The following is a 21,428-nucleotide window of genomic DNA, read 5'->3' as shown; positions in this document are numbered from 1 at the left end:
TCTTCCCGGAGAGGGGCGAGACCTGTACGAACGTTTGGTGGAGGTCAGTGCAGTTTTGAAAGCCGTCAAGCGGAAGCGTTTGAGCGCTCTTCAATCTGAAGGTTCGCCCAGACCGGGAGATGATCTGACGCGACACGCGCAGTCGCAGACTTATGCACACCAGCCTTCAGAACCCGCAGGTCGCAGCTGGTCATGATCCGGTCCAGACTTGCCACGGGAAACGGAGATGGAAAGCTCTTGCCCGGCGTCGTGATGGTATAATGAGGTGAAAACGCCTTGAGCGGCCGGCCGTCGTCGCGCCACTCATTCAGGTCGCCAACCAGAACCGTCGGCGGGGCATCTTCATCGGGATGAAGGATCTGCATCAGTCTTTCGATCTGTCGTTGGCGATACCGCCCGACAAGGCTCAAATGGGTAGCGGCAACCCTTATGCGGTGTCCGTTGATCACCAATTGTGCCATGACCGCGCCACGTGGCTCCAGGCGGGGAAGGTCGATGCAGGCGTAATGCTCGACTTCCACGTCAGGGCGCACCAATATTGCGTTGCCATGCCAGCCGAGACCACCGTTGTGGGGTGAAAGCGGAACCGGGCGGTATCCGCTCAGGTCGGCAAGCTGATCGGATTGAAGCGGTGATGTTCGCGCGCCGAAACGTCGGTCCGCCTCCTGCAAAGCAAGGACGTGACAGTCGAGTTCCTTTAACACTTTCATCGTGCGCTCCGGACGACGTCGCCCGTCGATCCCGATGGCCTTTTGAATGTTGTAGGAGGCGATTTTAATCACAGACGGTGGTTCCATGGAAAGACGAGACGACGCTGGTCGGGAGGGGGCGGGTTTTTTAGCCCTGGTCCTGTCTCGCAGCATGGATGAGTATACTGGACCTAACGGGTGGGACGCGTTGTGGTTCCGCACACGGGCAGTCCAGACATCTTCAAAGGCAAGAGCCTTGGAGGTTCGCTTGGCAAACATCGACGTCAGGTGCGGGCACCTTCGCTGCCTGTAGCCTTTAGTGCCTCGGTCTCGGGCTCGTCAGGACGAATCTCTTTGGGGTTTTCGGCATCCACACCGTCTCCATAGCGCGCAAGAAGCTCCAAAAACGTCATCGGGTGGCCAAAGAGGAAACCCTGATAGCTTTCGACGTCGGTCAGTTGCAGCAGGCTTGCCTGTTCTTCGGTTTCCACACCTTCCGCCACCACGTTCAGATGAAGAGCCTTCGCCAGGCCGGTGATGGATACGATCAGTGCTTGCGCTTCTTCGCTGTTGGTGATGTCGCGAATGAAGCTTCGATCAATCTTCAATGTATCGAAGGGAAGTCTGCGCAGGTAGCCGATCGATGAGAACCCGTCGCCGAAGTCATCCAGGAATACGCGAAAACCAGCAGCTCGCAACGCGTTGAGGCGCATGCGACTGACTTCCGGCTGGGTGACGAGTACGCCTTCTGTCAGTTCGATGGCGAGACGCTGCGGCAAGATATTGTGGTCGCGGCAGGTGCGAATAAGACGGGCGACAAACCGTGGGTCACTCAACTCCCTTGGGGAGGCGTTGACGCTGACCTTAAGGTCCGGCCACATCTGCATGTCGCGGCAAACCTTTATGAGAACGCTCTGGCCGAGCGCGGAAATCAGCCCTGCCTGCTCAGCCAGTGAGATGAAGATCTCTGGACTGACCGGGTGTCCCAGATGCGCCGGAGACCAGCGCGCAAGCGCTTCGACCCGGAGAAGACGTCGAGTCCTGGAACACACGATTGGCTGGTAGACTACGGTAATTTCGCCATCGGCAATGGCCTGGCGGAGAGGAACCTCCAGATCCCGGTGGTTGTTGAGAATCGTGTCGAGATCCGGGTTGTAATGGAGCGGGGATCCGGTGCGCACGCGTTTAGCTTCCATTACGGCCAGATCGCAGCGCCTTTTCAATTCGGTGATGCCGCACTTGTCGGTGTGGGAACTGGCGTAACCGATTGCGGCGCGAACCTGAAATATATGTCCGCTCACGGTGTAATCGGGCGAAAAAACATTTTGCACCATCTCCGCACAAGAGCGGATGTCATCATCTGGATAGTTGGAAAGGACAAGTACATCAAACTCGTCTCCGCCAGTTCTCGCGAGATAGGTATTCGGGGGCAATGTTTGCTGCAGGCGCTCGGCGACCTGGCGAATGAGTTCGTTGCCTCCTGCCTGACCAACCGCATTGTTTATGTCTCGCAATCCGGCGATATCGATCAGCATCATGGCGGCGTGGCCGGCCTGGCATTCACTGCGGACAGTTGAAGAAGTCATGCGGTCCAGCAGGGATTCGCGATTTGGCAGGCGTGTGACAGTGTCATGGCGGGCGAGCCAGAATGCATATTTTTCCTGGTCCAGCAGTCGACTGGAGCTGCGCTTTGCGAAGCGCGCGGCGCAGAGGCCGACGGCACTCAAGGTGAGAAAGACGATCAGTACAGGAATAGCTGCCCGATGGATGAATTCGTCGCCAGGGCGCTCTGGCTGCCAATGCAGATAGGCCAGAGGCTGGTCGAGTGAAGATTTAATCAGCGCGCCCGTACCTCTGATCACCGCCAATTTGGCGCCCGGGTCCCGCACAGGAGCGAAGGTCAGGTTTTTCAGCGTCAGCTCCTCCTCGAGGTACTTCAAGGATCGCTTGTTCAATTCCTGACCGAGGACGAAAATGGGAGTGGCAGCCGCCAACGCTCCACCAAGGTTCTGCTGGCTGAAATAAGCCGCGCCTATGATGAAGACGGCCCCTCTCCACTCGATGAAATCGGTATAGATTCCGGACAAGGATTTGACCTCGGAGGTCAATGTTCGGCGGAGATCCCAGAATAGTTGAAGATCATCACCTGTTCCCGTTGTCTTTCCCTCGCCATCCACATACCAAAGTGCGCGCGGCTGATCGTGGCCAATGTCGATCCCGGCAAGGTCAATTACGGGCGAGTTGAGGAGTTTGTCGCGCAGGTCACCGTTAAGCCATTCCGTATCGTTGCTGCGGAGGTTGCTGAGGACCTGAGGCGAGTTGATGACTTCGCTTATGGTATCGGCCATACGCAGTTTCATGGCACTCAGATTGCCGTTAACCAGCTTCAACGTGAAGTCGGCATGGGACCTGTTCTGGCGCTCGGCTGCCCAGTAAAGCAGGCCGGTCATGGTTGCAATCGTCAGCACGATACCCACGATAAGCGAATGGTGAACCCCGTTTGCAAGCAAGTACTGCTTTCGGGACGCCGCCTTGTGCTCTTTTAAATTTTCCAGCATTGCCGGTGCCAAGCAAACCTCCTGAAAAATCGGGAACCTGACACTAGGTAGAATCATCTTCTAACCTCTGCTCATATCCATGGTATAAGGCAGTTTGTAAGGCGATGGCTTACGTATACTATTTGATGTATTTAAAAAATATGATTTCCAACAAGATAAATACGTAATAAATACTTACTATGTTATTTATCGCAATAGGTTTACTGCTTACTTTTGGTGTTGTCGACCTACTATAGTCTGAGCTCACTCAGCATGTACCACTGCTCGACGTTTTCAAGGATGATTGGCTCATAGAGGTCGTTCAAACGTGTGAGGGTTTCCGCGATGTCGTAAATTTGCTGCGCGGTCTGAGCACCTTCGAGGGTGGCTGTCTCACGACCGGAGCTCTGGGCGTCAGGATACAGTGCTGGCAGGATGACAAGTTCGAAGCGAACCCCTTTGGTCCTGCGCAAATAGATCGGCACGATCAAGCCGCCAGCACTATTGGCCAGCTTGATGGCAACAACGCCGTTGCCTGCGCTCGGGGCCGGTCTCCCGAAGAACGGAAAATGGATCTGATGCTGGCGAACCTCGTCGATAAAGATGATGATCGACGCGGCTCCTGCCTGCAACAGACGGCTGAGGCGAAAGGCGGATTTGCGACCCGGAGGGAACAGATACTGGTTTCGCGCTTTCCGCTGAAGATACACAATCCGGTTGGAGAAGCGGTTCGGCTCCGGCTGAAATGGTCCGATAGAAGGTCCGTGCGGTCCGATGTGCGTGGCGGCGATCACGACTTCCCAGGTGGCGAGATGTACCGAGGTGAAAACCAGTGGGCGACCACTTGCTCGGGCGCTCATCAGGTTCTCTTCGCCGACGACCCGGATACTTCGATCCCATATCAATCGATTGACGACTGAAAATTCGGCCAGGGTTCGGCTGATGTTTCTCCACCAGCTCTTGTGGGCCTCATCGTCGTTTGAGGGGCAGAAATCGTGGCCCACCCCAGTGTCGGTCAGTCGGCGCTCATGAGCATAGGCACGCAGCTTGCTGATGTTTTCTCGGATGCGTCGGGCAAAAATTCTGTCGCGGTAACGCCAGCGGGTGGGATCTGCAATCAGCGAGCCGATGGTTGAGGCAATGCTTGGCCGCAGGGATGCCAGGACCTGATACAGGGCTGTGTTGGCCAGCCCCTGCAGCGTATGACTGATCCAGAAGAGCCGGGCTGTGTGCTGCTTGCCTTTGTCCGAGCTGAAAATCTCCGCAATCGGAGGGACCGGAGGCTCGGCCGGGTATGTCTCGGAAAACGGAATGTCTGAGAGGCGCAAGTCGTGTGTGCGGCGTTTCTGCAGCTGGGAAGGCGCTCGTGCAGTGTCGGATTGGGGGGCGCGGTTCTCCATCGGTTCATCCACGACGACGCGGGCTAATAAGCATCGGAAGGGTTTCTCCGGGCCGAAGAGTAAGCCGGGAAACGGGCTGCACGTCCGTGCCAGGCTTCAGGTTCAACTCGAACCGACTGGCTAGTGTTGCAAGACTAAGCACGGATTCCACCAGTCCGAATTGGAGCCCGGCACAAATGCGTGGTCCGATAGAGAACGGTACATAGCCGTATTTGTTCGGGCGACCTTCCTTGATCAGGAAACGACCGGGATCGAAGACGTCCGGTCTCTCCCAGAGCAGCGGATTGCGGTGGAGTAGCCATGGCACCACAAGTAGCAGCGATCCCTTCGGGACGCGGCGGCCTCCGATGTTCACGTCCTCGATAGCTTCGCGAGCCAGGAGGGGGACAGGCGGATAAAGCCTTAGTGTCTCTTCAATCACAGCTTTGGTATAGGGCAACTGTGCGACGTCCTTGAATTCCGGGGTACGCCCTTCAAGAACGCTGTCCAGTTCAGCGTGAAGCTTTTCACGAATGTGCGGGGCCTGTGACAACAGGAACCAGGCCCAGGCCAGGGTGTTGGCTGTCGTCTCATGGCCAGCCATGAAGATCACCGCGGCTTCGGAGCGAATGGCAGCGCGGCTCAAGGGCTTGCCATCTTCGTCGCGGGCTTCGAGAAGACCACCGATTACCGAAGTTTCGCCCTGATCCTTCTGCGCCTGATAGCTGTCGATGATTTCATCTAGAACTGACAGGATTTGAGTTGTGGCCTTGCGGACTTTGCTGCCCTGAAAGCGTGGGATCCAGTCAGGCAGACCAAGCATAGCCATCACATCTACCTGATCGATATGCTTTTGATATTCGGTGAAGCCTTGAACCACATCTGCCGCGTAGGTCTTGCCGAGGGTGCGGCCAAAAATGGTGCGGCAGATGATCTCCGCAGTCAGATGCGCCATGTCCAACAAGGCATCGACTTCTGCACCCTCGCCGAGGGCGTCCCATTCCTGCGACTTTTCGACGATAGTTTCCACCATGATCGGTGCAAAGCCGGGCACGCGCGATCCATGAATGATCGGGGCGACAATCTTGCGGCGCTTGCGCCAGACCTCCTGATCGCTGATGAACAGTCCGTCGCCCAGCAGCGGCGCCAAGGCATGGCGCATTTGCGGGCTCTTGCGTTGCAATCCTTTGTGATTGGCCTGGAAAGCCTCTTGAACAACATCCGGCATGTTGCAAAGGAACAGCTTGCGCGCCAGGACCTGTTGAGACACCAGGCGTCGGGTGAAATCACGCTCCGTCCAGATGGAGAGAAAATTTTTCCTCGCAAGTCCCAAGAGCTCGATGATCGAGGGCGAGGCGGGGTGCCGGTAGGGGTAGGGGGGAGTATAGCTCGGTTGGCCGGTGGTCAGACGGGCCGCGTCGTTCATCGCCATCGTATGCAATATCCCCGAAATCCGTGATGTTTTAAGTTATAGCCAAATTTGAGAGTGTTCGCGCTTCGGGACCGTCTTGATGTGCGTTTCCTGGCTCAACTTGTGTCTCAACTGCGTTGTCGGCAAAACAGTCCTGCGAGCGCAAACAGCGCCCAGGAAATGATCAATGCCATGCCGCCGGAAGGCGCGGCCATCGGAAAAAGCCGGTGGTCTGCCATGGCGCGCATCACGAGATCGCCACAGAAGAGTGCCAGTCCGATGCTCATCACAGTCAATGCCAGGGCTGCAATGGGCGCCCTGCGAAGCTGCGCGAGAAGTCCCATTGCTGCCAAAGCCGGAGCATGGAACATCAGCATTTCGCCAGCTTGGTTCATCAGTCCGGTCGTGTCGACGTGAGCTGCAGCGGCCATCAGCATCACACCGCCCATCCCTGAAATTCCACCCAGGAAGAGTCCTGCACGCAGCAGAAAGACGGTCGGATGAGACGGCGTGGAGGTCGGGATCAAAGGCATGGCATTCGTTTCAAGACAGAGGATCAAGGTCAGCCAGTGTCAGCAGACGGCCAGCTTGGTTGTTTAGTATCGGCCCCGACGGTTGTTTCTATGTCGAGCGGGACCTCCGCGACGCTGATGTCAGAGGGCTGACGTTCAGTGCCGCGGAGACCAACTTTATGCAACTCAGGCCGCGAGGCCACGGCTTTCCAGCAGCGCGTTAATCTTTGGATCGCGCCCCCGGAAGGCACGGTAGGTTTCTGCCGGGTCGGGCAGCCCGCCAGCCGAATAAATATGGGTCAGAAGCTTGTGCGCTGTCTGCGGATCGAAGACATCTCCGGTTTCCTTGAAAGCGGCGAAGGCATCTGCATCCATCACTTCCGACCACATGTAGCTGTAATAGCCAGCCGAGTAACCGTCGCCGGCGAAGGCATGGGCAAAATGCGGAAGGCGGTGACGCATGACGATTGGCTTTGGCATGCCAAGGGCTTTCAACCGTTCTTGTTCGAAGGCGCTGACATCCAGTCCTTCCGGATCGTCGAGTGTGTGGATATCCTGGTCGATCAAGGCACAGGCAGTGTATTCGACCGTGGCAAAGCCCTGATTGAAGTTCTCGGCAGCTTTTACCTTGTTCAGGAGACTCTCCGGCATCGGTTTTCCGGTTTTGTAATGCACAGCGAAATTGGACAGAATTTCCGGCTCCGACAACCAGTGTTCGTAAAGTTGCGAGGGAAGCTCGACAAAATCGCGCGCGACGGACGTTCCCGAGATCATTGGGTAGGTCACATTCGACAAGAGGCCATGGAGCGCGTGGCCGAACTCGTGGAAGAGGGTGCGTGCGTCATCGAAGGTGAGAAGCGAGGCTTCACCGCTCTTTCCCTTCGAGAAGTTCATCACATTGACGATGATGGGCGAGACTTCACCCTTGCAGCGATGCTGGGAGCGGAAGGCGCTCATCCAGGCGCCAGAGCGCTTTGATGGCCGCGCAAAATAGTCGCCCATGAACAGCCCTAAGTGCTTACCCTGGCCATTTTTAACCTCAAAGACCCGAACATCCGGATGATAGATCGGCAGATCCTGTTTTTCCTCAAAGCTTAGTCCGAACAGTCGGTTGGCTGTGTGAAAGGCAGCTGCAATGACCTGGTCCAGCTGAAGATAGGGCTTCAGCTCGGCATCATCGAGATCGAATTCTGCCTTCCGCAGTTTTTCCGAATAAAATCGCCAATCCCAGGGTTGCAGATCGCCGTTGTCGCCTTCTGTGTGCGCCAGTGCTTGCAGTTTGTCAGCCTCTTCGTTGGCGCGGGCGACTGCCGGTTCCCAGACGCGCATCAGCAGTTCACGCACCGCCTCGGGTGTCTTGGCCATGGTGTCGTCCAGCTTGAAGGCGGCGAAACTGTCGAACCCCAGCAGCTTGGCCCGCTCCTGACGCAGGGCAACTGTCTCGGCGATCAGAGCGCGGTTGTCGGTTTCGCCAGGGTTCTCACCGCGTGCGGTCCAGGCTTTGAATGCTTCTTCCCGTCGCGCGCGGTTGGTTGAGAATTGCAGAAACGGCTCAATGGAAGATCGAGACAGGGTGATGACGTACTTGCCTTCGAGCCCGCGTGCAGTCGCCGCCTCTGCTGCTGCAGACAGCAAGAAGTCAGGCAGTCCGGCGATGTCTGCGTCCGTCTCAAGCACGAGCTGGTAATCGGCTTCGTCTTTCAGGACATTCTGCGAGAACCGGGTTCCAAGGGTGGCAAGGCGCTGTGAAATTTCTCCCATACGCGCCTTCTGATCCGGCTCCAAGCCTGCGCCAGCCCGCTGGAACATGGAATGGTAGCGTTCCAGAACGCGGGCCTCTTCCTGATCAAGGCCAAGGCCGTCTCTGTTTGCCCAGAGGTCGGCGATGCGCTCATAAAGTTTGGCATTTTGGAAAGTCTCGGAGCTGTGCTTGGCAAGCTTGGGCGCCATTTCTCGCTCGAGTGCCTGGAGATCAGGATTGGTATGGGCACCACTCAGATTGTAGAAGGTGCGGGCAGTCCGGCTGATCAAGTCGCCGCTGCGCTCCATTTCGGCAATCGTATTGTCAAACGAGGGTGCTTCCGGATTGTCGGCGATCGCATCGATTTCCTGTCGTCCGTCCGCCATACCCTTGTCGAAGGCTTCCCGGAAGTGGTCCGGTGAGATATCGCCGAAGGGCGGCAACTCGTAAGGTGTGGTCCAGTCGGCAAGAAGCGGGTTTGCGGTCATGATGGATCCTGGTTCTGAGTGTGTCCACAAGTCATATGGGAACTTGGGGGCGCTTTCAAAGCGTACTGAAGCATCGACTGGTGCAAAATCGCTTTGATTGACAAATTTTGCGAGCCGTCTGTGGCACTGGCGGCTTTGCTGAAGGAGGTAAAGAGCATGCCGATTTGGGTTGCGTTGTTTCGTGGGATCAACGTTGGTGGTCATCGCAAGGTACCGATGAAGGCGTTACGTGGGCTGTTCGAGCGGCTGGAATTCACAGACGTTAAAACTTATATCCAGAGCGGCAATGCTGTCTTTGCCAGCTCTCAGCATAACCCTGAACGGATCGGAACGACGCTCTCAGAGGCTTTTGAGCGGGAGTTCGGTTTCGCTGTTCAAATCCTCGTTCTTTCTGCCGATGCGTTTGTTGATGTTTTGAACGCATGCCCTTTCCAGGCCGGGGAGGCTGATGAGAACCTGGTGCATGTCTTCTTCTTTGCAGAGGGGATTCCCGCTTCTGATGTTGTTGAGCCGATAGAGAAGGTGAGAGCCGCGACCGAACAGATTCATCTGGGAGATCGAGCGTTTTACCTGCGTGCTCCTGATGGCATCGGCCGATCCCGGTTGGTGTCCCGGATCGACCGATTGCTCGGGGTGCCGACGACGGCGAGAAACCTCAAGTCTGTCAGTGCCATTGCCGCGCTCACTGCCTGATCGCCAACGTGTGTGGGCTCACCACATGCTGGATGCAGCGCGCTCTGGCCATTCCTTGTCGTATGTTTCGCCGCCCACTTCACCGGCGGACAGAGACGCCAATATCTCTCCCGGTGTCGGGAGGGTTTCGGGGTCTGTCCGGGCATTCTCATCCCAAAGAGCAGCACGCATGACCGCGCGGGCACACTGAAAGTAGATCTCGTCGATGTGAATGCGGATCACGCTGCGGGGCTGCTTTCCCTCCTGGCTGAGCTTGTTCAGAAGCTTAGGCTCAACGGAAATCTCGGCTTTGCCATTGATGCGGACGCAGGTACCGGAGCCGGGGATCAGCAGCATGAGTGCGATACGCGGATCGTGGATGATGTTGCGCAGGGAATCGATGCGATTGTTGCCGCGCCGATCAGGCATCAGCAGGGTCGTGTTGCTCTCGATTTCAAGGCAGGTTCCAGCGTCGCCGCGTGGTGAACAGTCAAGACCGTCAGGGCCGCTTGTCGCGAGTGCGCAAAATGGTGATGCAGCGATCAATTGCCGATACTCTTCAGTGAGTTCCTTGCTCACCTTGACGAGCGACGCAGCACCCGGTGTGCCGTAGTGAGCTTCGAGCTCTGCGAGGTTGGAAATGATGTCGGGCATTGTCGGTATTCCTCCCGCCCGGTCGGGCGCTGGTCGTAATTTTTCTTTTCTCTAGCATGGCAGGCAATCGGCCGCATCCGTGCAAGAATCACAGCAACACCCCCTGTGTGTCAGACCGGCTTTGACGGCGTCTTTCTCATGTCGCCTTGGGTCCAAGGACGTTTCAGGACCTGCTGGCCGCCTATTTCGGACCATACATGGATGAAAGCACATCGAAATATCCGCTCGCGGAAGCTTGAGTGATCTCTTGTCAGCTTCCCTTGCTGCGATGCGAAGAGCTGAGAGAAAAGCCGCGCAATGATAAGCAATTAGGCCGATGTTGCGATGCGATGACAGTGCGGCATGCAGATTTTAAAGCAGATAATCATGGGGTTCAGGCCACTATTCTTGTCTGAAAACAATCCGATAGTCGTATTGCGAAGAAGTTCGTCCTTTCCCTAGGATCCAGGTCAGGCTCGCGCTTCGGCGGAGGAGGCGTTCCGGAATTGACCGGGGCGTCCGCCGGATCGGCAGCCTGCTGCGCGAGGAGGCGCAGCCGTTTCATCAAGGCGCCTTTAGCCTTTCGGGAGGAAAGCATGACGTTAATTCGCAAACCGCTGAGCCGTCGTTCCATTCTGCGCGCTGGAGCCGCAGGCGGCGTTGCTCTGGCAACCCCCACGATCTTCACCAGCAGTGCATGGTCCGCTGGTTACCTCAATGAGCCGACCGGCTCGACTGTAACCCTCGGCTTCAACGTTCCTCAGTCCGGTCCTTATGCCGACGAAGGCGCGGATGAGCTGCGCGCCTATCAGCTGGCTGTTGAGCATATCAACGGTGAAGGTGACGGCGGCATGCTCAACACCTTCACGTCGAAGGCGCTCAAGGGCAACGGCGTACTTGGCAAGAAGGTCGAATTCGTAACGGGCGACACGCAGACAAAATCTGATGCTGCTCGTGCATCCGCCAAGCGGATGATTGAAAAAGACGGTGCGATCATGATCACGGGTGGTTCATCCTCCGGGGTTGCGATTGCTGTTCAGTCTCTATGCCAGGAAGCTGGCGTCATCTTCATGGCGGGTCTGACCCACTCCAACGACACCACGGGCAAGGATCGCCGGGCCAACGGCTTCCGTCATTTCTTCAACACGGAAATGACAGGTGCTGCCCTGGCTCCCGTGCTGAAAAACGCTATGGGTGAAGGCCGCAAGGTTTACCACCTGACTGCGGATTACACTTGGGGTTGGTCGCAGGAAGGCTCGATCCAGAAATACACCGAGCCGTTCGGCTGGGACACGGTTGCTGCAGTTCGCACGCCGGTTGGCGCTGGTGATTTCTCCCAGTACCTGACACCGGTTCTGAACTCTGGCGCTGACGTTCTGGTGCTGAACCATTACGGCAAGGACATGGTGAACTCGCTGACGCAGGCCGTTCAGTTTGGTCTTCGCGACAAGCAGGTCAATGGCAAGCAGTTCGAAATTGTCGTGCCGCTGTTCTCGCGTCTGATGGCGCAGGGTGCGGGCGATGCCATCAAGGGCATCTTCGGTTCCACCGCCTGGAACTGGTCTCTGACGGATGAAGGCTCACAGGCTTTCGTCAAGTCCTTCGGTCAGAAGTACGGCTTCCCGCCAAGTCAGGCCGCTCATACCTGTTACTGTCAGACCTTGCTTTATGCGGATGCTGCAGAGCGGGCCGGAACCTTCATGCCGAGCGCACTAGGCGCGGCTCTGGAAGACTTCGAGTTCGACGGCTTGGGCAACGGACCTACCCTGTACCGCGCTGGCGATCACCAGTGCTTCAAGGATGTGCTGGTTGTGAAGGGTAAGGAAAACCCGTCCTCGCAATTCGATCTTCTGGAAGTGGTCGAAGTTACTCCGCGCGCACAGGTCGAATATCCGGCCGACATGCTCGGTGGTGAGCTGGGTGCCTACAACAACGGCGTCTGATCGCAGTTGGTTCATACAAGCAGGTGTTCGGAGCCAGTTGGCTCCGAACAACCGTTTTCCAGAACATGCCAAGCCTGATGAGGGTCATCTCCCGATTTTCATCGCATCCGACTAGGGCAGGCCCGATCATCGCGAGATGATCTTCAGCAGGGGCCGACAACCGCGGCAACGATAATGGACGTAATTCTTCTTCAACTTCTCAATGGTCTCGACAAAGGGGGCGCCTATGCGCTCATTGCTCTTGGCCTTACCTTGATTTTCGGCACTCTTGGGGTCGTCAATTTCGCCCATGGCGCGCTGTTCATGCTCGGCGCTTTCTGTGCCGTCACCTTCAACAAGTTTCTAAGCTTGGAAAAGGTCGTGCTCGATCCGACCAAGACCACGGCTTGGGGCACGCCCATGGAAGTGCGCACGCCCTATGTGGAAGCTTATCTCGGCGATTTCGGCGCCTGGGTTCTGAATTATTCGGTTCCGATGTCGATCCTGCTGGCGATTCCGGTGATGCTGATCATTGGGTTTGCCATGGAACGCGGGCTGATCAAGCATTTCTACAATCGGCCGCATGCGGATCAGATTCTGGTGACTTTCGGTTTGGCGATTGTGCTGCAGGAAATCATCAAGTCGATCTACGGCGCAAACCCAATCCCCCAACTCGCCCCGAGCGCCGTCAGTGGTGCCGCGGACGTCGGGGCGTTCCTGGGTTTTGACCCCGGGGTGATTGTTTATCCCTTCTGGCGCATGGTTTATCTCGGTTTCGCCGGGCTGGTCATTGCTGCCGTCTTTGCCTTCCTGCAATTCACGACCTTCGGCATGGTGGTTCGTGCCGGTATGGCCGATCGGGAAACCGTCGGCTTGCTGGGCATCAACATCGAACGACGTTTCACCATCGTCTTCGCCATTGCGGCGGTCGTCGCTGGGGTGGCCGGGGTCATGTACACGCCAATCCTTCCGCCGGATTATCACATCGGCATGGACTTCCTGGTGCTGTCCTTCGTCGTCGTGGTGGTTGGGGGCATGGGCTCCCTCCCGGGGGCTGTTGCGGCTGGCTTTCTGCTCGGCATTCTGCAGTCCTTTGCCTCGATGAACGAGGTCAAGGCGATCCTTCCCGGTATCGATCAAATCATCATTTACCTTGTGGCTGTGGTCATCCTTCTCGTGCGACCGCGCGGGCTTCTGGGCCGCAAAGGCGTGATGGAGAGCTAATACTATGACGTCCAATCCTACTCCTACACGCGACCTTGCCGTTTTCGTCATCTTCGCGGCGGCGGTCTTGACCATGCCAATCTGGCTGGCGCCGATCGGAGCTGCATATCCTGATCTGCTGCAGAAGTTTGCGATCTATGGCCTGTTTGCCACCGGGTTCAATCTGTTGTTTGGTCTGACCGGGTATCTCTCCTTTGGCCACGCTGCATTTCTCGGTGTTGGTTCCTACACGGCGGTCTGGGGTTTCAAGCTGCTTGGCATGAACCCGGTTCCGGCTGCGGCCATGGCCATCGTAACCTCAGGTCTGTTTGCCTGGTTGATCGGTTACGTCTCCCTACGTCGCTCAGGCATCTACTTCTCGATCCTGACGCTGGCCTTCGCTCAGATGTCCTACAATCTGGCTTACTCGGTGCTGACACCGATTACCAATGGTGAGACAGGTTTGCGTGTTCTTCAGTCCGATCCACGGATCTTCGACACGGCTGCTCAGAGCGGCGGGCCACTGGTCTCGACACTCTTTGGCATCGAGATGTCGGGGTATCCGGGCTTCTACTTCTGCGCGACGTTCCTCATTCTCGGTTTTCTGGTGGCTCAGAGGATTTTCCGTTCGCCCTTCGGCACCATGCTGCGGGCCGTGAAATCCAACCAGAACCGGATGAACTACACCGGTTTGAACCCGCGTCCCTACACACTGGCCGTGTTTGTCATCTCCGGCATGTATGCCGGGCTGGCCGGTGCGCTGCTGTGCATCACCGATCCGCTTGCTGGTGCAGAGCGCATGCAGTGGACGGCGTCTGGTGAAGTTGTGCTGATGACCATTCTCGGTGGTGTCGGAACGCTTCTCGGGCCGATCCTTGGAGCTGGAATCATCAAGTATTTCGAGAACATCTTCTCGGCGTTCAACGAGCATATCCTGCAGGACATCTTCAGCTTCCTGCCGGAGGCCCTCCAGGGCCCGGTTGTCTCGATTTCAGGACTGTTCGTCGGCGAAGGCTGGCACCTGACCCTTGGCGTTCTCTTCATGATCATCGTGATCCTGCTTCCTGGTGGCATCATGGAAGGCGTTGGACGCATCACAAGCATGGTCAAAGGTGGGTCGCGTAAAAAGCACCAGCACCAAACAGCCCCGGCCGAATAAGGACAAGAGATATGGAAATTCTCAAGGTTGAAGGGGTAAACAAGGCCTTTGGCGGCTTGAAAGCCCTTCACGATGTGAACCTAAGCGTGGAAGCGGGAACCGTCCACGCCATCATCGGCCCCAATGGCGCCGGCAAATCGACACTGCTGAACTGTTTCGTTGGTCGGCTTATTCCGGATACGGGGTCTGTGACCTTCAACGGCACGACGTCTCTGATTGGTCTGAAGGCCCATGAAATCAACCAGACTGGCGTGTCTCGGGTGTTTCAGACGCCCGAAATCTTCGGCGAGCTGACCATTCTGGAAAACGTCATGATCCCGACGATGGCACGCCGCGACGGGGAATTCTCGCTGCAGTTCTGGCGGCGCCTCGATGCGGACGCGGAAGTGCGGGACAAGGCGCTTCACATGCTTGAAGATCTCGGTCTTGCTTCGAAGAAGGACATTATCGCCGGATCGCTGTCACGCGGTGACAAGCGACGTCTTGAGCTAGCTATGTGTCTGGTTCAAGACCCCAAGCTTCTGCTGCTTGATGAGCCGACCGCCGGTATGTCACGAGCTGATACCAACAACACCATCGACCTCCTGCAAAGGATCGGGGAGGAGCGTGGGATCACCAAAGTGGTGATCGAACATGACATGCATGTCGTGTTTTCGCTTGCAGACAAGATCTCCGTTCTGGCCCAGGGTACGGTGATTGCAGAGGGCACGCCTCAAGCCATCAAGGGTGACCCGCGCGTACAAGAAGCCTACCTCGGAGGAGCGCATCTATGAGCGACACGAAAGATGCCCTCACTGGCAAGACCGCACCGAAGTTTCAGCCAGTCAAGGCCAAGGGCGGAGCTCCGGCCTTCTTTTCTGCCTGGGATCTGCATGCCTATTACGGCGAAAGCTACATCGTTCAGGGTGTGAATTTCGACGTCCGTGAAGGCGAGATCATGGCCTTGCTCGGCCGAAACGGTGCGGGCAAGACATCGACCTTGCGGACGATCGCAAGGATGGATAATCCGCATCTGACCCGAGGTGAGATCTGGCTCGACCATCAGCCTCTGCATGAGATGAAAAGCTATCAGGCTGCGCGCCTCGGTGTCGGACTGGTACCGGAAGATCGGCGCATTATTCAGGGACTGACGGTCCAGGAAAACCTTGAACTGTCGCAGATTGCCGAGCCGAAAGGCTGGTCCATCGAGCGCATTTACGAGCACTTCCCACGTCTGGCCGAACGGCGAAACCAGGAAGGCACGACAATGTCTGGTGGGGAGCAGCAGATGCTGGCCCTTGCGCGAATTCTGGCGCGTGACATCAAGCTGCTTTTGCTGGATGAGCCCTACGAAGGGCTGGCGCCTGTGATCGTTCAGGAAATTGAACGCATCCTGCAGGGCGTCAAGGAACTCGGCATCACGACGATCATCGTCGAGCAGAACGCCATCGCGGCCCTGAACCTGGCTGATCGTGCAGTGATCCTGGACATGGGCGAGGTGGTTTTTGACGGCTCTGCTCAGGAAGTGCTCGACAACGCCGAGCTGCGTCAGGATTACCTGGCGATTTAAGCCAGGGACCATCGAAAGTGTCTGGAAGCCGGCCTCCTTCAAGGGGGCCGGTTTTTTTATGTGTCTCGCCGGCTTGAACGAGAGAAGCAAGCTTTGCCTGTTTCGACCGATGTGTTGTGAGCATCACCTTTTGTGCTAGTCATCATATTGATAATTCAAGAGGAGACCGCCCCATGCTGCAATTGTCGCAAAGCCAGACACGGGATGCCCTGCCGTTCGATCGGCTGATTGTAGCGCTTGATGAGATGTTCCGAACAGGGTGCGAAATGCCGGTGCGCCATCATCACGACATGGAGGTTCCCGGAGAAACGCCTGCGACGTTGCTGTTGATGCCTGCCTGGCTGCCCGGCAGGTATTCTGCGGTCAAGATCGTCAATGTGGTGCCGGGAAATTCTGATCGTGGCCTGCCGGCGATTTCCGCGCAGGTGCTGCTGTCCTCTGGCAAGACCGGAGAGATGCTGGCGCTGATCGATGGGGGAGAGCTGACGGCCCGACGCACGGCTGCCGCATCCGCCTTGGCAGCAAACTACCTTGCGCGCCAGGATGCGTCGCATCTGGTGATCGCCGGCACTGGCCGCGTCGCGGAAAACCTCATCGCTGCACATAAGGCCATTCGACCGATTTCAAAGGTTACCATTTGGGGCCGCAGCAAGGCAAAGGCCGAGGCGATGGCCGATAGGGCTGCGCAAATCCACGGCATAGAGGTCAGCGGAACGAATGATCTCGAATCGGCTGTCCGCGTTGCGGATATCGTCAGTGCCGCGACTTTGTCTGTTGAGCCGCTGATCAAGGGCGCATGGCTGCAGCCGGGCGTACATATTGATCTCGTCGGGGCCTTTAAGCCGACCATGCGCGAAAGTGATGATGAGGCGATCCGCATGGCGAAGGTGTTTGTCGACACGCGTGCCGGCGCTACCAAGGAGGGCGGCGACATCGTTCAGCCGATTGCCTCCGGTGTCTTGAAGGTCGAAGACATCGCGGGGGACCTGTTTGAGCTGGCTCGGGGACAGGCCAGGGGGCGTCAGAGTGAGAATGATGTCACCCTGTTCAAATCCGTCGGCGCGGCTCTGGAAGACTTGGCAGCGGCTGTTCTGGCCTATGAGATGGCGACTGCCTGAGGATAGTCGACCTTGGTTGGGTCAGCTTCGGCGTGAAAAAGATCAGCCCAGTTCAAAACTCGTGACGCCATAAATGTGGTCCAGGGGCAGATTCGGGTTCTTGCCCTTGTACATACGGGCTGTCTCGAACTCCGGGGACAACTCGTAGCGCTCCGCCAGCTCCTCGGCGTGGGTATTGGGCTCAGGCGTGTCGAGAAAAACGACCTGGCCTTTGACCTGGCCTGCGAGGGCGCGAAACAGTGTATCGGCGATATCGGCTGTGTCGGCGAAGAGCGGACCGATCTTGAAGCCTTCTGCGCATTGGCGAAGTGTGCCATAGCCCTTGACCTCGCCGTCATCGACCAAGGCAAACCCACGTCGGCTGGAAGCCATTGGATCGAGCCAGCTTTTCAGAAAGTCGACACGGGGAAAGCGGAAGATTTGAAGATCATAGTCCCGAATGGACGGGAACAAACCCTGACCGATGGTTGTCAGGCGGGGATCCATTGGAGTGTCGACCATCGAGATGCCACTCTGGCGGATGGTGCGATGGGCGAACTCAAAGCCGGATGCTTTATAGTTGGCCTGTTGCTCGACCACACCGTCCAGACCGACAGTGCGTTCGTCCAGGGATGCCATTGCGTGTTGCCACAACTTCCAGCCATATCCATTGCCGCGGTGGTCTGGATGGCAGATGTAAAAGCCGATGAAGCCGAAATCGGTTCCGTATTTGACGGCGGATATGCAGGTCACCGGCGTGCCACCGATACAGCCCACATAAAAGCCGGAAGGGTCAGCTGCCTGAAAAGCACTTCTGTCGTCGAGACCTGGGTTCCAGCCTTCGTCTGCGGCCCAGGAAAGCAGAATTGTCAGGTCGTCTTCGGTGGCAGAGCGGATGCTGTAATCGGGCATGAAAGAGAACTCGTCGCTGGGGACCGGCAGGAAAGCGCCGGATGATCCTGAAATTGGAGGACCAAGACTTAAGCGAGGAGAGGGGATCCGGTCAAATTCACCGAATGTAGGTGTGTCAAAGGATGTTGGGGGAGGTGTGCAGTAGGTCAAACTGCAAAGCTTCAGAGAAGCGCTTCTCTCTGGCACAAAGGCCTGATCTCGAGGATCGAGAGAAGTGGTACGCCCAACGGGAATCGAACCCGTGTTTCCGCCGTGAAAGGGCGGCGTCCTAGACCGCTAGACGATGGGCGCGCGGTCGACGCTGTCTGCGTCGGTGGAGAGGCTTATAGGCAGAATTCGCAAAGCCTGCAAGAGCCTTTTGTGACAAATTTCCAAACCCAGAGTGGCCTGTGTAAAACTCTCAAGCAAGCCCATGAGGGATTTGACGAATTTGGGCGCGTCAAAAAGGGGAGGCGCTCGGCCTCCCCAGCTATTTCGGCCCTTAATCAGGGGTGGTGTGATGTTACCAGGAACCGGTGTTTTCCATCGACAGCCAAGGTTCGGCCGGAGCCAAAGCATCGCCCTTTTGCAGGATTTCAAAGGAGATTCCATCCGGGGATTTGATGAAGGCCATGCGACCATCGCGTGGCGGGCGGTTGATGGTGACGCCCTTCTCCTGAATGTTGGCACAGAATTCGTAGATGTTATCCACTTCGTAGGCGAGGTGGCCGAAGTTGCGGCCGCCGGAATATTCTTCCGGATCCCAGTTGTAGGTCAGCTCCAGCAACGGTGCACTGACCGCCTTGCCGCTTGCTACATCTTCGGAGCCTGCCAGGAAGATCAGGGTGAAGCGTCCACCCTCGTGATCCATTCGGCGGACTTCCTGCATTCCCATCTTGTTGCAATAGAAATCCAGGGAGTCATCAATATTGGCGACACGCACCATCGTGTGAAGATATCGCATGGACGGTTCCTCTCGGTTGGGATGTTCTTAATATTATTCAAATGGGCAGAGACCGCATCTGTAGCTCTGCCTCATGTGGGGGAAGCTGTGGAAATTGCCAGAGGCGAGACCGCTTCTTTGACCCGTTTCCCCTGTCAGGAGAGCTTAAGCATATGACAGAGATAATGGATCTGACCAGTGCCCGAGCGGTTCTGGATGATGTTTTTGCCGAGGCTGGAGCAGATCTCGTGGTGATGACCGGGGCGGGTATCTCGACAGCAAGCGGCATTCCGGATTTCCGCTCGCCCGGAGGACTGTGGAGCCAGATCAAGCCGATTCAGTTCGATGAGTTCGTTCACGACCCGGCAAAGCGCAGGGAGGACTGGCGGCGACGATTTGAAATGAAGGCAATCTTTGATGCAGCAGAGCCCAATGCCGGGCATCTGGCGTTAGCAGACATGGCACGAGCAGGAAGCCTGCGGCGGCTGATCACTCAGAACGTCGACAATATGCACCAACGTTCCGGTGTGCCAGAGGAGGCGCTGGTCGAGCTGCACGGCAACTCGACCTATGCGACATGCCTTGTCTGTTCACGGAGGGAAGAGCTGGAGTCGATCGCGCTGATGTTGGAGAATGGCGGGACGCCTGTGTGTACTGAGTGTGGTGGCCTGTTGAAGGCAGCGGTCGTCAGTTTTGGACAGGCCATGCCGGAGGAGCCCCTGCAGCAGGCTGCGGAAGCTGCGCGTCGCAGTTCGGTCTTTTTGGTGGTTGGCTCTTCGCTTGTGGTGCATCCTGCAGCACAATTACCGGCAATTGCTGTCCAAACAGGGGCGGAGTTGATCATTCTCAACCGTGAACAGACTCCTCTGGATCAGCATGCAAGTTTTTGTCTGCGCACGCCTATTGCGGAGACCCTTGGCGTGTCTGGCAGTGAGAAAATGACCTAGCGCGTTAAATCCCTTGTGGTTTGTCGGACAATTTCTCTTCTCGCATCGATGTCGGGTGTTATCCTTTTGTTAGGAATCAGCCTGAGTCGCGATTTTTCCCTTTGGGAGCGTCTCCAGGTTGGGAGATGCGGACAAGACACGGGGCAATCGGCTATGGGGGCAAAAACCCTTACAGATCCCCGCATGATCGAAGCGGCGGACGATGTTGCCGTTGATGTGATCGAGATTGCGGGTTCGATTAAATGGTTTGATGTTGCCAAAGGCTATGGCTTCATCGTGCCTGACAATGGTGGAGGTGACATTCTCCTCCATGTAACGTGTCTCCGGCGAGATGGTTTTCAGACCGCCTATGAAGGCGCGCGAGTCGTCTGTGAAGTTCTGGACAGACCACGAGGGCTTCAGGCATTCCGTATTCTCTCCATGGACGAATCAACTGCTGTACATCCCTCACAGTTGCCACCTTCTCGCACCCATGTGCAGGTCGTGCCGGAAACGGGCTTCGAGACAGCAACGGTCAAGTGGTTCAACCGGGTGAAGGGCTTCGGCTTTCTCACGCAGGGCGAAGGCACTGAGGATATTTTCATTCACATGGAGACGTTGCGTCGCTTCGGCATTACGGAGCTACGCCCAGGTCAAGATGTGATGGTACGCTTTGGCAATGGCCCCAAGGGGCGTATGGCGGCGGAGATCCGACCGATTGGTGCGGGAACGCATATTCCTTCCTCTCATTGAGAGCGAACGGTGCAGGGGGTACTGCTGTTTGGCAGCTCTCCGCCCCGGGGGCTCGCCAGCAACAAACTATTGCGCGATTTTGGGCCGGTGACGGCCCTTTTTTGTATCTGCCCCTGGGCTTGTGCCTTCTGCCTGGCTTCTCGCGGCTGCTTTGCGACCAGTGGAATTGTGCCTACAGCTGGTTGCATTGCCAGGGGGGGGCGGCTTGGAAAGATGGTGGGTCAGTGCTTGTTTCTTGTTCGGTTGGCGCCACATAAATCTGATAAGAATCGCAGAGACATTTAGGCTGCGCGACAGAACGGACAGTCCGCGCGCCTCACTCAAGTTTTAAGGAGAGCAGTTTGACCCTTATGACGTCTTTTCCCGGTGTTCAAAAAATCTCTGAAATTTCTGGCATCTCTGGTGTGGCCAGATCGGCCATTGCCGCGGCGCTTCTGTTGGTGTCGGCAACGGTCGCCAGCGCTCAGACAGCGGAGAGGGTGGCGCTTTCCATTCATACGCCCGAGATGGTTCACGCGTTTCAGGTCGAAGTGGCTCGGACAGACAGCGAGCGGGCGAGGGGGTTGATGCATCGCGAGGATATGGCAGTCGATCAGGGCATGCTCTTCATCTTCGAGGCCGCAGGTCAGCGTTATTTCTGGATGAAGGATACGCCGCTTTCACTCGATATCATCTTCGTTGACGAGGACGGCGAAATCATTCGGATCGCCGATCACACGGTACCATTTTCAGAAAACATCGTCCCATCCAACGGCGATGCGCTCTATGTTCTGGAATTGTTGGCCGGTACGAGCGAGGAATTGGGGATAACCGAAGGCGATCGACTGGTGTCGGAGGCCATGAATGTGCCGAAGAATCCTTGAAATACATAGATTTACGCTGGGTTTTTTGATGCCCTTGCTTTGGTTTTTAGCGTGAAATCA

Annotated in this window: 19 protein-coding genes and 1 tRNA gene; 10 read left to right on the top strand and 10 right to left on the bottom strand. The window is 56.8% G+C overall.

Translation table 11 applies throughout. The annotated features are described in order from the left end of the window. Window positions 1–65: 65 nt before the first annotated feature. The 6 genes from J0X15_RS05440 to J0X15_RS05415 form a co-directional block, all read right to left on the bottom strand. Window positions 66–782: an endonuclease/exonuclease/phosphatase family protein gene (locus J0X15_RS05440; protein ID WP_206938786.1), complete on the bottom strand. Its 717-nt coding sequence runs from the start codon at window positions 780–782 to the stop codon at window positions 66–68. 191 nt (window positions 783–973) lie between these two features. Beyond that, the gene (locus tag J0X15_RS05435; protein WP_206938785.1) at window positions 974–3,259 is read right to left on the bottom strand and encodes a putative bifunctional diguanylate cyclase/phosphodiesterase; all 2,286 of its coding nucleotides are present in this window, start codon (window positions 3,257–3,259) and stop codon (window positions 974–976) included. A gap of 218 nt (window positions 3,260–3,477) precedes the next feature. Then, entirely contained in the window at window positions 3,478–4,626 is a 1,149-nt protein-coding gene (locus J0X15_RS05430) for a lysophospholipid acyltransferase family protein (protein ID WP_206938784.1), read from the bottom strand. A 4-nt stretch (window positions 4,627–4,630) separates the two neighbouring features. Beyond that, entirely contained in the window at window positions 4,631–6,037 is a 1,407-nt protein-coding gene (locus J0X15_RS05425; RefSeq protein ID WP_206938783.1) for a cytochrome P450, read from the bottom strand. A 107-nt stretch (window positions 6,038–6,144) separates the two neighbouring features. Next, on the bottom strand, window positions 6,145–6,549 hold the full coding sequence (locus J0X15_RS05420) for a DUF423 domain-containing protein (protein WP_206938782.1): 405 nt from the start codon (window positions 6,547–6,549) through the stop codon (window positions 6,145–6,147). Window positions 6,550–6,714: 165 nt separating this feature from the next. After that, on the bottom strand, window positions 6,715–8,757 hold the full coding sequence (locus J0X15_RS05415) for a M3 family metallopeptidase (RefSeq protein WP_206938781.1): 2,043 nt from the start codon (window positions 8,755–8,757) through the stop codon (window positions 6,715–6,717). Window positions 8,758–8,877: 120 nt separating this feature from the next. On the opposite strand from J0X15_RS05415, the gene J0X15_RS05410 reads away from it, so the two are divergent. Continuing rightward, the gene (locus tag J0X15_RS05410) at window positions 8,878–9,450 is read left to right on the top strand and encodes a DUF1697 domain-containing protein (RefSeq protein ID WP_206938780.1); all 573 of its coding nucleotides are present in this window, start codon (window positions 8,878–8,880) and stop codon (window positions 9,448–9,450) included. Window positions 9,451–9,468: 18 nt separating this feature from the next. Here the strand turns inward: J0X15_RS05410 and J0X15_RS05405 are convergent, their stop codons facing one another. Beyond that, window positions 9,469–10,083, bottom strand: coding sequence for a pyridoxamine 5'-phosphate oxidase family protein (locus J0X15_RS05405; protein ID WP_206938779.1), 615 nt, complete (start codon window positions 10,081–10,083; stop codon window positions 9,469–9,471). A 575-nt stretch (window positions 10,084–10,658) separates the two neighbouring features. Here J0X15_RS05405 and J0X15_RS05400 point away from each other — a divergent pair. The 6 genes from J0X15_RS05400 (at window position 10,659) to lhpI (ending at window position 17,013) form a co-directional block, all read left to right on the top strand. Continuing rightward, window positions 10,659–12,005 (top strand): substrate-binding protein, encoded by a 1,347-nt coding sequence (locus tag J0X15_RS05400; protein WP_206938778.1) that lies wholly within the window; start codon window positions 10,659–10,661, stop codon window positions 12,003–12,005. Window positions 12,006–12,179: 174 nt separating this feature from the next. Next, window positions 12,180–13,208: a branched-chain amino acid ABC transporter permease gene (locus tag J0X15_RS05395; protein WP_206938776.1), complete on the top strand. Its 1,029-nt coding sequence runs from the start codon at window positions 12,180–12,182 to the stop codon at window positions 13,206–13,208. 4 nt (window positions 13,209–13,212) lie between these two features. Continuing rightward, the gene (locus tag J0X15_RS05390; protein ID WP_206938774.1) at window positions 13,213–14,346 is read left to right on the top strand and encodes a branched-chain amino acid ABC transporter permease; all 1,134 of its coding nucleotides are present in this window, start codon (window positions 13,213–13,215) and stop codon (window positions 14,344–14,346) included. An 11-nt stretch (window positions 14,347–14,357) separates the two neighbouring features. Next, entirely contained in the window at window positions 14,358–15,119 is a 762-nt protein-coding gene (locus J0X15_RS05385) for an ABC transporter ATP-binding protein (RefSeq protein WP_206938772.1), read from the top strand. After that, window positions 15,116–15,895 carry an ABC transporter ATP-binding protein gene (locus J0X15_RS05380; RefSeq protein ID WP_206938770.1) on the top strand — a complete coding sequence of 260 codons (780 nt, stop codon included), beginning with the start codon at window positions 15,116–15,118 and terminating at the stop codon, window positions 15,893–15,895. Before J0X15_RS05385 ends, J0X15_RS05380 begins: the two co-directional genes overlap by 4 nt. A gap of 173 nt (window positions 15,896–16,068) precedes the next feature. Then, the gene (gene lhpI, locus J0X15_RS05375) at window positions 16,069–17,013 is read left to right on the top strand and encodes a bifunctional Delta(1)-pyrroline-2-carboxylate/Delta(1)-piperideine-2-carboxylate reductase (protein ID WP_206938768.1); all 945 of its coding nucleotides are present in this window, start codon (window positions 16,069–16,071) and stop codon (window positions 17,011–17,013) included. Window positions 17,014–17,055: 42 nt separating this feature from the next. Here the strand turns inward: lhpI and J0X15_RS05370 are convergent, their stop codons facing one another. From J0X15_RS05370 to J0X15_RS05360, 3 genes are all read right to left on the bottom strand, one after another. Beyond that, window positions 17,056–17,904 (bottom strand): GNAT family N-acetyltransferase, encoded by an 849-nt coding sequence (locus tag J0X15_RS05370; RefSeq protein ID WP_206938767.1) that lies wholly within the window; start codon window positions 17,902–17,904, stop codon window positions 17,056–17,058. 215 nt (window positions 17,905–18,119) lie between these two features. Then, window positions 18,120–18,195, bottom strand: a tRNA-Glu gene (locus J0X15_RS05365). A gap of 211 nt (window positions 18,196–18,406) precedes the next feature. Next, a complete protein-coding gene (locus J0X15_RS05360; protein ID WP_206938766.1) occupies window positions 18,407–18,847 on the bottom strand; it encodes a VOC family protein in 441 nt (146 codons plus the stop codon). 152 nt (window positions 18,848–18,999) lie between these two features. Between J0X15_RS05360 and J0X15_RS05355 the strand changes: the two genes are divergently transcribed. The 3 genes from J0X15_RS05355 (at window position 19,000) to J0X15_RS05345 (ending at window position 21,368) form a co-directional block, all read left to right on the top strand. Beyond that, window positions 19,000–19,773, top strand: coding sequence for an SIR2 family NAD-dependent protein deacylase (locus tag J0X15_RS05355; protein ID WP_206938765.1), 774 nt, complete (start codon window positions 19,000–19,002; stop codon window positions 19,771–19,773). Between the two features lie 153 nt (window positions 19,774–19,926). Beyond that, window positions 19,927–20,505: a cold-shock protein gene (locus J0X15_RS05350; protein ID WP_206938764.1), complete on the top strand. Its 579-nt coding sequence runs from the start codon at window positions 19,927–19,929 to the stop codon at window positions 20,503–20,505. A gap of 350 nt (window positions 20,506–20,855) precedes the next feature. After that, entirely contained in the window at window positions 20,856–21,368 is a 513-nt protein-coding gene (locus J0X15_RS05345) for a DUF192 domain-containing protein (RefSeq protein ID WP_206939285.1), read from the top strand. Window positions 21,369–21,428: the final 60 nt, after the last annotated feature.

It is taken from the genome of Roseibium limicola (assembly GCF_017313085.1).
GTDB classification, from domain to species: domain Bacteria; phylum Pseudomonadota; class Alphaproteobacteria; order Rhizobiales; family Stappiaceae; genus Roseibium; species Roseibium limicola.
Note: the sequence above shows the minus strand (reverse complement) of the source record. Positions and strands in the feature narration are given on the sequence as shown.

Excerpts from the sequence above, each read along its gene's own strand:
- J0X15_RS05430 (WP_206938784.1), bottom strand. The coding sequence starts at position 4,626 with ATGGAGAACCGCGCCCCCCAATCCGACACTGCACGAGCGCCTTCCCAG.
- J0X15_RS05425 (WP_206938783.1), bottom strand. The coding sequence starts at position 6,037 with ATGGCGATGAACGACGCGGCCCGTCTGACCACCGGCCAACCGAGCTAT.
- J0X15_RS05420 (WP_206938782.1), bottom strand. The coding sequence starts at position 6,549 with ATGCCTTTGATCCCGACCTCCACGCCGTCTCATCCGACCGTCTTTCTG.
- J0X15_RS05415 (WP_206938781.1), bottom strand. The coding sequence starts at position 8,757 with ATGACCGCAAACCCGCTTCTTGCCGACTGGACCACACCTTACGAGTTG.
- J0X15_RS05405 (WP_206938779.1), bottom strand. The coding sequence starts at position 10,083 with ATGCCCGACATCATTTCCAACCTCGCAGAGCTCGAAGCTCACTACGGC.
- J0X15_RS05400 (WP_206938778.1), top strand. The coding sequence starts at position 10,659 with ATGACGTTAATTCGCAAACCGCTGAGCCGTCGTTCCATTCTGCGCGCT.
- J0X15_RS05395 (WP_206938776.1), top strand. The coding sequence starts at position 12,180 with ATGGACGTAATTCTTCTTCAACTTCTCAATGGTCTCGACAAAGGGGGC.
- J0X15_RS05390 (WP_206938774.1), top strand. The coding sequence starts at position 13,213 with ATGACGTCCAATCCTACTCCTACACGCGACCTTGCCGTTTTCGTCATC.
- J0X15_RS05385 (WP_206938772.1), top strand. The coding sequence starts at position 14,358 with ATGGAAATTCTCAAGGTTGAAGGGGTAAACAAGGCCTTTGGCGGCTTG.
- J0X15_RS05380 (WP_206938770.1), top strand. The coding sequence starts at position 15,116 with ATGAGCGACACGAAAGATGCCCTCACTGGCAAGACCGCACCGAAGTTT.
- lhpI (WP_206938768.1), top strand. The coding sequence starts at position 16,069 with ATGCTGCAATTGTCGCAAAGCCAGACACGGGATGCCCTGCCGTTCGAT.
- J0X15_RS05370 (WP_206938767.1), bottom strand. The coding sequence starts at position 17,904 with ATGCCCGATTACAGCATCCGCTCTGCCACCGAAGACGACCTGACAATT.
- J0X15_RS05360 (WP_206938766.1), bottom strand. The coding sequence starts at position 18,847 with ATGCGATATCTTCACACGATGGTGCGTGTCGCCAATATTGATGACTCC.
- J0X15_RS05355 (WP_206938765.1), top strand. The coding sequence starts at position 19,000 with ATGACAGAGATAATGGATCTGACCAGTGCCCGAGCGGTTCTGGATGAT.
- J0X15_RS05350 (WP_206938764.1), top strand. The coding sequence starts at position 19,927 with ATGGGGGCAAAAACCCTTACAGATCCCCGCATGATCGAAGCGGCGGAC.
- J0X15_RS05345 (WP_206939285.1), top strand. The coding sequence starts at position 20,856 with ATGACGTCTTTTCCCGGTGTTCAAAAAATCTCTGAAATTTCTGGCATC.